Here is a 12,912-nt window from a genome sequence, read left to right on the forward strand (position 1 = left end):
ATAGCAGTTGAAGACGGAGATCCCTGCCTGCGCAGGGACTAGATGGAACGACTGAGGAACTCCTTATTACCTGCCCTTCTCTAATTTCAAATGTTTGCTTTTACATTTAACTAATGATGGTATGTAAAATTGAGATCCCTGCCTGCGCAGGGATTTTAATGGAACGACTGACGAACTCCTTATTACCTGCCCTTTTCAATTGTACTAATTAGTCTTTAAATTCATTAGTGAAATAAGCTGCTATATATGAGATTAGCTCCGATGAACCTTCGATTTCCTGCCTACACGGGGATACTGACACAGCAACCCTATAAAATTTCTAAGTGGGGAGCTACTAAAGCAAGAAGAATTACAAAATTAGGATTCTAATAAAGCTTTAACTTCTTCTTCAAAATCAAGCTTTATAAACTCCCATTCTTTGGATTTATAGCAATTTGGCAGCAAATCATCATCTGCGATTGAAAAGTTTAAACAGGCTTTAAGCGCTTCTTCTTTTGAGGCGCCATACGGATTTCTTTGAATATAGAAATCCAACATGTCCTCTAAAGTGAATGTTTCCAGCAACTCATGAACATCCCAAAAATCCTTTTTGCGACCACCATTTACAATGACTTCAAATTTCATTGCTGCAACTTCATGCGTTGAGGCAAAACGTATCCCATCTACTTCTAGGATAGGGAATACAAACGGATCAGTATAATATATGTCTAATTTAACTGCATTATTTTCGTCTTCGCCAATAAAAAAAGATTTTCCAAACCCAATTTCTCCTTTAAAAGGTGAATCGACATAAGGACATATTTCTTTTAAGACTTGCTCTAGATGAACAAAGTCTAAACTACCGTAATCAACATCGGTAAATAGATCAATATCAATGGACTCTCTATGTCCAAGTTGCAAGCTTAGTGAGGTGCCACCTACTAATCTGAAATCCTTAAATTCTTCAATGGCCATTAAAGTATTTAGGTATTTCCAAAGTAAGTCTGAAACTGTATTTAGGTATAAATCCACTTAAAGTTAAATAAGGTTATAGGTTTTAATGTTTTTTTCAAAAGTAGGTAAAAGACTTTTTTTGATAGTTTTCAGTTCTTTTATAATATGATCTTTACCGTAAAATAAAATAATTTCATTTATCTCTTTATCGTTCCCTCTCTCCAAAACTCTTTTAATGACTGCTTTTTTATTTTTGTCCCAATCTATTTCTTCAAAAACAGTGTCCCAAAACAACACTTTCCTTATGTTTTTAAAGTTTGGGTGATATTGCTTATTGGAAGTCCGCGTTTTCTTTACTTCATAACTGGCTTGTAGCATCATAAAGTAATCTTCATCTGTATTAAAATATTCAGCTAATTTTATAGATAAATCAGGGTTAATACCTCTTCTTTGATTAATAATAGCACTAATGGTTTGCTTGTGTTCACTAATAGCATGGGCTAGTTCAGAACTTTTTATATTATTACGTTCAATTTCACGTTTTAATATAAGTCCTGGATGCAAGCCCTTTATTTTGTATAATTCTGGTAACATACTGATTATTTATAATACAAAAGTAGGTATTACTCAAACAGTAAACAAATTTGTTTACTATGGGTTTTGCACATCTGTTTTAGGGCAATTACCATCTGATTATTGAAAGAGGGATGGGTTTTTATAGATTTTAAGATAAGCTATGTGAGATTAACTCTGCTGAAGCTTTGACTTCCTGCCTGCGCATGGATGCACCTGCTCCCAAATTACAATGCCGTACTTTTTGTTGTGGTTACAGGCACTCGTTACAAACGAGCGCCAACTCGTGTAAACTAGAGATCCCTGCCTGCACAGGGATTTATTGATATAATTCGCAATAATGGATTAAAACAGTTCAGCAAATTCGTTTTCAATTTTAACTATGACCTGTTCCGGAACCTCATCAAAGAATTTATCTTTTTTTGCTTTAGATAATTTGCCTTTATTCTGAATCAGAAATTTAATTAGTAAATCGATATCTGTATCTGGAAGTATTGCCGTGGTATTGATAAATTCCACCATTTTATCATGTTTCTCCAAAAATAGTATTTCGCTGGGTATAATTTCCTCTATAGTTTCTTCTACACATTCATATAAAAACTCGGCTTGAACGGTGAGATCGGCATAACGGTACAAATCGATGGTTTCATTTAATATTTCAACATTATAATCTGCTGTTGGCACCCAATCAATCCATTCTAGTCGTGGTTCTGAAAATGCTTCTAACACTTCCTGATACTTGCTGATATTATTCAAAATTGCAGCAGATATTGGAAAAATCATATCCCTACTGGTATATTTTTTTCTTATCAAGATATGATGCATCAAATACCTGTGTAAACGGCCATTACCGTCAGAAAAGGGATGGATAAACACAAAGCCAAAAGCGATATGTGTTGCCATTAGAACCGGATCATATTGACTGTTATTTAGCATCTTATTGGTTTCCAGAAGTCCATTGATAAGTGCCGGCAAATCTTTTGCTTTGGCAGAAATGTGGTCTGGTATAGGCGCAAAGGTTTCGCGGTCATGCTCGCCAATAAACCCTTCTTCCGTTCTCAATCCCATTTGTTTGAGTTTATTCTGGCCAATTACAATGTGCTGTAAACGTTCTAACTCCTGAAGTGTTAATTCTTTCTTTCCGGCTTGACCTATAGCCTTACCCCAGTTTCGCGCTCTTAGATTCTCTGGCTTCTCCCCTTCAATAGCAAAAGATGCTTTAGAATCCTTTAGCAATAAAAATGCTGCTGTTCTTCTAATTAAATCTCTATCCTTCCCTTTTAAATCGAACTCCATTTTATTAGAAAAATCTTTTTCTTGATAGGCTTCAATTTTATCTGTTCTATTGATCATTGGACAAAAATCTCGCGTTCCTGGTAAATTATTTTTTACGCGATGCCTGGTCGAATTAACGGTTGGCCCTGGGAACTGTAGCTTTGCATTTACAACCTCCACATAAGAGCCTATTTTCAGGTCGGGTATATTTATTTTTTTTTCGAATAGCCATTCATATAAAAACCATATCCTTCTTGCATACTGTCCTGTAGGTTCTGATAGTATGTATTCTTTAATGGTGTCCTCACTTAAATTAAGGAACACTTGTTTTAAAATAAACAGGTTGATGCCTTCATACTTAAGCGCAAATATGATGTGGCTTATAATATCATCCTTGGGTTTATGACGCTTGGTGAAGACTTGCCATTGCTCGGTATCATACCGCTGATGTTTGTCTGTAACCAGCGTCAATCTTCTGGGTAAGGGCGCTACTTTATTTGTCACTTCCAATAGAAACTCTATTAAAAGCGCATAGCCAGCCAAGGTGCCAGCTTCTGGAGTGTTTCTATTATGAAAAACGGTTATTTGTCGTGAAAAGTAATTACTCATAGCGATTATTTGTGAAATACACTTACAAATATAGCGTGAAAAACAATTACTTGGCATGAAAAAGGATTACTATTTAATAGAAATCATGATAATTGAGTACAACTCCAAACTGTAAATCTTTTTATTTAGTTAGAGATTGCTTCGCTTTGCTCGCAATTGTTACAGGCACTCGTTACAAACGAGCGCCAACTGGGGAGCACTTGTTATAAATGAGCCCTAGCGATGGTTACTCCACGCGATGCAATCGCACGAGCGGGGGTCATTTACCAATACCTTCTTTTATTCGGTTTTAAGGTGTCTCTATCAATGTCACTTAGAAGTTTGACTTCTTTTTCAATAAACGGATCGTACCAATCTGCTTTTTCTTTTGCCCACTGGATCCATTCTTGTTTTTCAGAAGTTAATGAATTGGACTTGATGGCATAATTTTCAAATTCTTGAATAAAATTCCTCAAATATTGTGCATTATGGAAACGTGTTGCAGACTGGAAAAGTCCTTCGAATTTGGCTAATTCTTCATCCTTTAGTATTTGGAGCTCTTTCTCTCTCTGTTTTTCTTCTTCATATTTTTTATTCCATATAGCAGTGGCTATTGCTTGCTCTTCGTCATTTTCTCCTTTGATTTCTAACCAGGCTAAAATATCTACTAAACGATCTTCCAACTTTTTAGTCTTGCCATCTGACCATTCTTTATTAGGATAAGTGTCTTCAATCTTAAGACATAGATTTCCCGTGGGCTCAAGGTCGAACGTTTCCCACGAATACTGAGACTTACGTTTTATTCTCCTGCTTTTTTCCATTAATCTTATGGAATAGCTCTGCCCTTTAATGATAACTTTGGTGCTGTATTTATTAGATTCTATTTTATGGCCTCGTTTTTCTAATAGCTTTAATAGAGTATCCATAAACCGAAAAGCTCTTGGATATAAATTATTGGCCACACTTATACTTAGCGCCTTTGAACTGTCTACATCGTGGCCCCAACCTCCCTTTTTTCGTGCAATTTCTACTTGCTTGTAATATTCTTTTGTTGATTTAATGAGATGATGCGGATTGGATAATTGATCTGGAACTATGAGGTTTAATCCTTTAGCTTGTAGAATTTCATTTTTTCTTATTGCTAATTTGGATAGGGGATTATCTCCAGCATAAAGTTGTGGGTTCGTTTTCTCTAATGATATTTGAGGATTATCATCTTGTTTAGGAAGTTTTGTTTTTACTACTTTTTTATTGAATTTCAACTTAGACCAATAGCCAGAATTTGGTAAAGGAATATTATACTTTTTGCAAATCTTACGGATACCATTATCTGAAAAGCTATAGTCCTTTGCGATATGAGTTACTGGTTTGCTCCAAACTAAATCATACAGTTCTTGTCTTGTGAAGGTGGTTTTTGCCATAAAATATAGAGGATAAATTAGCTCGAGTTCATTGTAAAGTTTAAGCTTACAATTGTAGTTTTAATGTCTCCTTTTTTGTTTAAGAAAATCCTTGAGCGTTATAGTTGTGATTTTTAATCCTTTAGCTTTTAACTGTATACCATTATCGGAGGTTAATAAAATAGGGTTTTCTGACTTAAATTTTAAAGCAACTGTTAAAATAAGATTGTCTGGAGATCTTTTACTAAAATCAATAGGCAAAAGGGATAAGTCAGAAATTTCCATTCTTAAATTCCTCTTATTAATATTTTGATTTAGAGATTTTAGCGCTTTCTGAACATTTAACTTCCCTTCTGTGCTTAAGGTTGATTTAAGATTATCTAATTCATCTATTACTTTAGCAGAGAGAATTATCGCGTATTGCGGATCAATCTTTGTAATTATATCTGGGCAATCTACAAATACATTAGTGTCAATAATATATAGGTTTTCTTTGCCGTTTTTTAATTCCTTTTTTGGTCTTTCGAATGTAGCTGGATCAATTTTACCAATGACTTTAAGCTCTATACCGCTGTTTGATTTTGGAGGTGTTGATTGGTCACTCTGGTAATTGTTATTTTCAATTAACGTTAGTACTGTTTTTGCTTTAGACTTATTAAAACCTTCATCTAATCTGGTGTTATTTTGAAGAGCTTTATCAAATACGCCTGTACTTGGGTTTACCGTAAAGGAAAACTCATCTCTTAGTGTAGAAAGGTAGTTTCCAACCTCATTGGGAAGATTTACAAAGCGGGCAAAATCTTGCTCTACTAAAATAAACGTACTTTTTTTAGCACGACTAGTTGCAACATTAAATCGATTCAGATTAAATGAAAATGAACTTGATTTTGGAATGACATAGAAACAGTAATCTACATCCAAACCTTGTACTCTATCCACAGATTCGATAAGATAATTTCTTGAATTGGTCTTTGACTTCAAGTTCTGTTGAAGATATGTAAGCGTTTCTATATATGGTGTCAAAACCGCGATATCATTACTTTTTAAGTCTGTTAATTCATTTAAACCCTTTACTAAAAAACGTATCATTTGACCTAGAACATCCCCTTTCTTATTAGAAAATTGCAATAATGTTGGCCCTCCTTGCGAATGAGTAATTGAACTAAACTCTTTCAGTTTATTCACATCAAAAACAATATTATCATATAAAGATTTTGATTGAATAGTGTTATTGTAAAAGCTGTTTGTAAACTCAGTAGAACGCTTTGTGAGTCTACGTGTTTCCGTTTTTCTGTTAAATGAGAAATTCCCTATTTGACTCAGGGTATTCATACCGTGTATAAGTGTATCAATATTCGGAAATACTTTATAATTTTTATTCGTAACTATAGGAACAATCTGTTTAGGGTCACCAACAACAATTACTTTTTTACCCACCTTACAAGCAACTGCAATAGTTGTTAAATATGCTTGAGAAGCTTCCTCAACAATTACATAGTCGAATGAATGAGTCTGCAGTTCCCAAATTCTAGAAAATTGATAAAATGTGGTTAAAGTAAGATGGCCTCTGTTTGGTAAAAGTTCTTTAGCATTTATAAGTTTCGGAAACTTCTTCCGTTCATCAATAGATATAGGCAATTTAGAAACTCGCTGTTCATCAAATAGTTTATCAAAAAATGGCTTTTCACAAACTTCAACTGCTGCCTTATTTGTTAATGCTGTAATTAGAACAGAATGATTTTGAAGCACTAATCGCGACACTAAATCTGCTACCTGATGTGTTTTTCCTGTACCTGGAGGACCTTGAAGAACATAGATTGTAGATTTTTCAACCTCTTTGATTATCTGGTCTGCAATATCTATCTCTTCGGTAAGCAGATTTGGACTTACATCAACTTTTAGTTCATATTTAAAACCTAAGATTTTTTCCCAAAGTTGAGTACCATCTTTCTTTATACTCTCACTAAAATCTTTAAGATTTTGTAGATATTCGAAAGGAGGGATTGTTGGACCAAATGCTAATATCTGGTTGTATTTAAGACTCTCTACAAACTCAGCATCCATTTCTCTAATGAGCATTGTAATCCAACCATCACGTTTAGAAGGTATGTAATCTACAATTTTTGTATCCGTACGATTCCTGTCTTTTAATAAGTCCGAATATGTATGATTACCCCAACTAGAAGGACGCTCCATACCTGCTTGTAATGTAAAGCACGTTAATTTTTGGTCAAGACGTGGAGCGTGATATTTCGTACCTATAGGTATATCTACAAATACATTTCCTCTTTTCTCATCTAAACCACGATATTGCCCAATATAAACATCACCGTTTTGAAATAAGGAAAGCCCAGTGGCATTAAATGTTTTCTTTACAGAGAACTCTAATTCCTTAAGTTCTTCCGAATAAAAATTTACCTGATTCTCTTTTGATACCATATATTAAAGTCTAAAATCATCACCACCTACAGCTACATTTTCTTCTTTTTTAAACTCTCTTTTCTGTTTGAGTTTAGAAAACAAACTCTCTTTCATTTTTTCACTCGTCACTAAAATTAGATGTGATTCTGATGCTAAAGCATTAAAAACACCATCAATCTCAGATGTGAACTTATTGTTTGGCACCCTAAACAATACATTTTCCGCCAATTCTTCTTCTAATAATTCAAGCCTGTTTTTAAATAATCTTGGACTATTACCAGGATAGATTACGATTAAGTACATAAAGTCTTCTTGCATCATATCCCAATGCTCTTTGTCTAGATACAACAAGCCTCCTTTTGCACTTCTAACAATACAATTCACTTGATTACCATCAGGGTCTATAATACCAGTAAGAGCTGCTCCTGCATTGTTGACGTTAGAGATATCGTAACCATTCTCATCTAAAAAATATACTGCATGTGTTTTAGCATTACCACTTTCTCGTTTTTGGTCTTCCTCAGAAATTCCTAATCTGTCTTGTAAGAGTCTATCAATATCTTCCTTATAATCAAATGAGTCTTCATCAAGGAGTGATTCATTTTGAAGTGTTTTATAGTGCCAGTTTTTCAAATTAGATAACATATTACCTGGAAAACTTTCAGGCAAATTGTTTAATATATCTCTTTTCAAAACTTTGGACATGTAATATCTACCTTCAATAGCAACCTTTAAATCCTGAGTAAATGTGTTGATAGTAATGCTATTGAAAGTCCTTTTGTAAGGTATTTCGTCACCATCATAAATGTAAATAAGGTAATCACTCCTATGTTCCCATTTCTTGTAAAATGGTTCTTCCCAAAGTTTTGATTTGGATTCTAAACTCTTTACATCAACTGAATTTTCTAATTGAACTGCTGTAATGTTTAAATAATCTGAAAACTTACCAATGCTTTCATCTATGCAATGAGGATTACTAAGATTGCTATTTAAAGAACTAAATATTGAATCTGAGAACTTAGATTGACTATTAATTTTAAACAGTTCAGTTTTTACACTTACAGCTTGAAGACTGTATAATCTAACACCTTCTGTATTTATAGAATTAATTAAAGGGATAGTGAGTTTTGTTATACTATCAGATTTAAATCTAACATAATCATTAACCTGTTTTATGACTGAGATGTTTTGAGTTACAATATTTGGATTGTAATTAGCAAGCCAAAGAATAGTATTCCATATAATGTGCATATTTGTCTTAGCATCTTCAAAATATTTTATTGCTGAATTTTGGTTATATTCAGCAGCTATCATAGATTTTCTTAGGCTTACAATAGCGCTATCTATTCCATTATATCCCAGTTTCGATAAAAATTCAAATCTTTTTACTTGGTCTTTCTTTACCCATTCTTCAAGCCAATCAGGAATATATTCTGATTCGATAGCATAATTTTTGTCAACGCAATTGTTAAGATTTAAATTCTGAAATGTAAAATCTGATATTTCAGTAAATGGTAATTCAATTAAAATATCTAAAAACTCATTATAGGAATTATGAAGCAGCGTTTCAGAACCTTGCTTTATAAAATATTCATTAAATCGTTGTTTGGACCAGATTCTATTACCACCGTACTTCTTGTCCAATAGCTGAAATACCACCTGGTAAACTGTATAATAAGTGCTGCTTTCTAACTCCATCTTGGTGTGAATTTCAGCTGGGCTTAAAGGGATTGTCTTGAAAATCAAATCTCGCAATTTTGCTTTCTGAGTTATAGCTGTAAATGATTCCTTTACATTGTCTAATACATCTGATTCTCCTTGAAACTCAGTCAATATATCTGAGAGCTTCAATACCTTTCTATCTTCTTTTGTGCCAAAGGAAACACGGTCACTTACAGTATAATTGAATAGTGGATTACCATCTATAGTCGTTTTACCACGAAGGACATTAATCGTGTTTTGAAGCTCTGGGGATATTTCATTAACACTATCAACGCTTTTTAGTAAATGGTTAATGATGAAATGTTCAGGAGTAGCTCCACCATATTCGGAATCCGTAGAGAGTTTGAACTCCTTTAAATTGGTTATAAAATTTTGCAATAGTTCTGGTGACACGTTTGACGGAAGGTGTAATGCCAAATTTTGGTCATAGGCACAAGATTCAATTAGAGCTTTTATTAATCTATCTCCTTGAAGCAAACCAAGGATTGAGCGATTTTCACTACATAAATCACTATCCAGTTCATTAAATAATGAAGAAAGTTCGGTATTTGACTGAATATAGGTTTTTAATGCTTTGTCTGTTCCGTCAAAAATCTTTACATCCTCAATTTCCTCAATCTTATAATTACCATTGCTATTGGCTACGAGTGTATAATTTTTTAAGAAGTCTCCAAACCCACCATCATCTTCCATCCAATCTAGTAGCGTGTTTGCTGTCAACATTTCAAGTTCTTTAACTTCTAACCAATCCATTTCTGAGCTGTCATCAGTTTTTATTTGGAACGCTTTAATTAATGAACCACTTTCTTGAACTGGAAGTGTTTTAACTTCTTTACTATGTAATACAGACTTAAGTGTTTCAAATTTATCAGTTGACAAATCATTAAAAGCTTTTGACCAATACACTTTATCGGAAGTTACAAATCTTATCTCGTCATCTATAAACAACCAAGGAATTGAAGCCCAATCAGCACTTGATATTTCATCCGGCTTATCAATCCAACTGTAAATAGCCTTTAAATGATTAACATAAATAGTGATGCTTTCCGTATCAAACTGTTCCGCCCATTCTTCAAATAAATCTTTATCAAGAATCAAAGAGGTAAATATTTTATCCTTGACTATTAGCTCTTTCCTTAAAGCTTCTGGAATACTATTATACTCAGCCTCTTTTACTCTAAATTTATTGATGCTATTTACCTCTAAAACCTCTTTACGACTAAGTAATTGACGTAATGGACGAGGATTATCATCTTCATCTAAAAACAACTTTAATTTACTAAAGTATTTTGTATCACCAACACCTTCCATAAAGGAACTATTTTGCAAGAAGTCAATCAAATTTAGTTTTGATAAAATAGGTAAACTGGAAATGTTATTATTTGAAGCTATTCTATGGTAGGCCAAAGTTTTATCATTTATATAACCACTGAATCGATGCAGATATTCTTTAATGTTTGAATACTTGTCTAGATTTAAGTGGATGGTATGATACTCTAACTCCTCTATAAGTGTAGCATATTTGGAAGTATGTTCATTTATTAACCAAGCACCTTCCTCATTCATTAAACGCTCTAAAGAAAATAAAGCATTGTTATGTACTATGAAAGGAATTTTCCCAAAATGAGTGGGGATATATTTTACCAGCTTATTTAACCATTTTAGGAGTTCTGGATTTTCATACAATGATTTTTGAGCTATAATGACTCCTAACCTTTCACAAATATCAGGGGTAATTTGAGCAGCCAATTTTTCCAAATCGACTATTTCGACTTTTAGGTATTCGTATTCTTTTAAGTGTTTGGCTTCAAGGTTAGAATGGGGTAGTCTTTTTTCGGTTTCTATTATTTCATAGAAAACTTCTTGACCAAATAATTCCATCAACCCTGAATCATCAAGGATGGTGTTTGACAATAATTGTATTTGATTACTATCATTGACAACTATCTCAGCATTTTTAATTGTGTCAATATAAGTTGTGTTGTAGCTATCTATTATTTCCTGAGCGGTATCATCTTCGGACAAGGGATGCTTTAAGAGTAAGGATAAATATGTCTTATTGATTTCACTGTCTTTGAGAAACTCTTGAGCAAAATATGCTAAGGTTGCTACGTGTTTTTCAGCCACCTTAATCATAATGTATTTGTTCCAAAGATTGTCACCTTGAATACGCTGCCTATCAGAAGAAGGTACGAAATCGGCATTTACTAAGAAGGGTAGCTGAAACCTCGTATCTTCCATTGGTAAGTAAGTGAACAAGCTTGAGTATTTAGGAAGACCTTTTATGTATTCAATTTCAGGAGAGATTTTATTATCAACCAAAGAGATTCCAAAAGAAATTTCAGTTTCAGTTGCCGATGCTAATTTAGGTGGTATTGTTTCAATTTCTCTTCCTTCTAAATCTGTGAAAAAATAGGTGACCTCATTGTAATCGTTAATTTTTGATTGTTTTCTTAATCCAATTTCAAATTGCTCAAAAGCTTCATCTGACACTTCTACATTTTCAAAAGTCTGTTTGACGTAGTGATACCTTGCATTTTCTTCTCCTTTTAATTTCAAAATTTCAATAATATTGTTCTTATCATTTCTAAGAACCATTACCCCATTTCTTCGAGAACTAAATTTTGAAGTATTTCTCAAAAAGAGGAGAAATTGAGGACGTTTTGTAATGTTATCTATGGCAGTTTTATAATCCTCTATATGGCTTTCGCCAAGTTTTAGTGCGAACTGAACCGGATTATTAAAGTTATTGAAATTACTATCCGCAAATTCACTTGGCAATCTGTTTTGCCAAATTGGTATTACTTGCCACGGTATATCTGTTGAGCCATTAAAACGCAACCTTTGATTACGGAATTTTAATTTATCCTCTTCTAATAATTCAGGATATTTTCTATAACGTTCACTACTGAAATAGAAGTTATCAAAATCCTCAAATAAAGGAGTGTTTCGTAGAAATGCAAATTGATACCCACCAGATTTTAGCCAAACTTCTGTACTATCCGTAAATACTGACTTAAATCCAATTCCTTTATATCCTGTTTTTTTGTTGTCACCACGTTTAGTGCTTTCTGCTGCACTGGTAATTGCTTCTACATCATCTTTATTAAAAGGAGCACCATCGTGCATAACAAAGAAATAATCACCGTTAATATCAATATGAAATTCCACTTTCTCTTTTCCTGGTGCATCATCCGCATTTTGAAGCAATTCAAAAATCATCCTTTGCTTTGATGAATACATCCCTTTACCAATTTCACGCATAAGATTAGCAATCATCTTATTCGCTTCTGGATTATTTAACCTTTCAAACCGCAACCTAATGAATTCTTGATAGGGGTTTAAATCTAAAATTTCAATTGTGTTGGGAATAGCACTCGGAAGTTTTCCTTCATTTGCGATAAAAGAGAATTGATAATAGCTACCTTCTATTAAATCAAGATTAGGTGATACATATGCTTTTTGCGACTCTCCTTGAAACATTAAAATTTCACCAGTTTCAGCAAACATTACATTATCAAAGCAGGCAAAAGACTCTGATGTTTTCTGATATTTTCCAAAATACTTTTCATCAGTTGCGGCCTGCTGATTTTCTTTTGAAAGAAGCTTTTCAACTTTGTTTTGATTTAACTCCGAAACAGTTCTAATCTCTAAGGAATAAGGGTTATTCTTTCCCTTTGGGTTATCTGTATGTTCTAATTCAATTTTATAAAAAGCACCATCCGATAAAGTTGAGTTGTTACCGTAATAAAATGAAACTCGTTTATCTAAAACTTCTACGCCGTCAAACTCTGGGTAATAGAGTGTCAGTTTACTAATAGGATTCGTGAAATGGTTAAAGAACCCTACATTCTTATTAATTCTTTTAAAAGTGGCTATAAAAGTTAAATCTTTTGATTTCCAGTAACTCTTAAGTCGCTCAGTATAGTTAGTCATATTAGTAGTTTTACTTTTTGCTCGTTAGTATACTATAAAAACTAAAGCTTAATCTTTTCAATTT

6 protein-coding genes are annotated in these 12,912 nt (G+C 33.3%); all 6 read right to left on the bottom strand.

The genetic code is table 11. From position 1 onward, the window contains the following. Positions 1–357: 357 nt before the first annotated feature. Positions 358–1,011: a nucleotidyl transferase AbiEii/AbiGii toxin family protein gene (locus ACOH2D_RS16185; protein WP_449535879.1), complete on the bottom strand. Its 654-nt coding sequence runs from the start codon at positions 1,009–1,011 to the stop codon at positions 358–360. 6 nt (positions 1,012–1,017) lie between these two features. Beyond that, positions 1,018–1,527 carry a HigA family addiction module antitoxin gene (locus tag ACOH2D_RS16190; RefSeq protein ID WP_449535880.1) on the bottom strand — a complete coding sequence of 170 codons (510 nt, stop codon included), beginning with the start codon at positions 1,525–1,527 and terminating at the stop codon, positions 1,018–1,020. Between the two features lie 324 nt (positions 1,528–1,851). Next, positions 1,852–3,390 carry a Fic family protein gene (locus ACOH2D_RS16195; protein ID WP_449535881.1) on the bottom strand — a complete coding sequence of 513 codons (1,539 nt, stop codon included), beginning with the start codon at positions 3,388–3,390 and terminating at the stop codon, positions 1,852–1,854. Positions 3,391–3,653: 263 nt separating this feature from the next. Next, entirely contained in the window at positions 3,654–4,790 is a 1,137-nt protein-coding gene (locus ACOH2D_RS16200) for a hypothetical protein (RefSeq protein WP_449535882.1), read from the bottom strand. 60 nt (positions 4,791–4,850) lie between these two features. Continuing rightward, positions 4,851–7,208, bottom strand: a complete 2,358-nt coding sequence (locus ACOH2D_RS16205) for a PIN domain-containing protein (RefSeq protein WP_449535883.1) — start codon at positions 7,206–7,208, stop codon at positions 4,851–4,853. A gap of 3 nt (positions 7,209–7,211) precedes the next feature. Then, positions 7,212–12,848 (bottom strand): ATP-binding protein, encoded by a 5,637-nt coding sequence (locus tag ACOH2D_RS16210; RefSeq protein WP_449535884.1) that lies wholly within the window; start codon positions 12,846–12,848, stop codon positions 7,212–7,214. Positions 12,849–12,912: the final 64 nt, after the last annotated feature.

It is taken from the genome of Gelidibacter sp., assembly GCF_053579655.1.

Bases quoted from the DNA above. Each gene is read 5' to 3' on its own strand.
- ACOH2D_RS16190 (WP_449535880.1), bottom strand. From the start codon at position 1,527: ATGTTACCAGAATTATACAAAATAAAGGGCTTGCATCCAGGACTTATA.
- ACOH2D_RS16195 (WP_449535881.1), bottom strand. From the start codon at position 3,390: ATGAGTAATTACTTTTCACGACAAATAACCGTTTTTCATAATAGAAAC.
- ACOH2D_RS16200 (WP_449535882.1), bottom strand. From the start codon at position 4,790: ATGGCAAAAACCACCTTCACAAGACAAGAACTGTATGATTTAGTTTGG.
- ACOH2D_RS16205 (WP_449535883.1), bottom strand. From the start codon at position 7,208: ATGGTATCAAAAGAGAATCAGGTAAATTTTTATTCGGAAGAACTTAAG.
- ACOH2D_RS16210 (WP_449535884.1), bottom strand. From the start codon at position 12,848: ATGACTAACTATACTGAGCGACTTAAGAGTTACTGGAAATCAAAAGAT.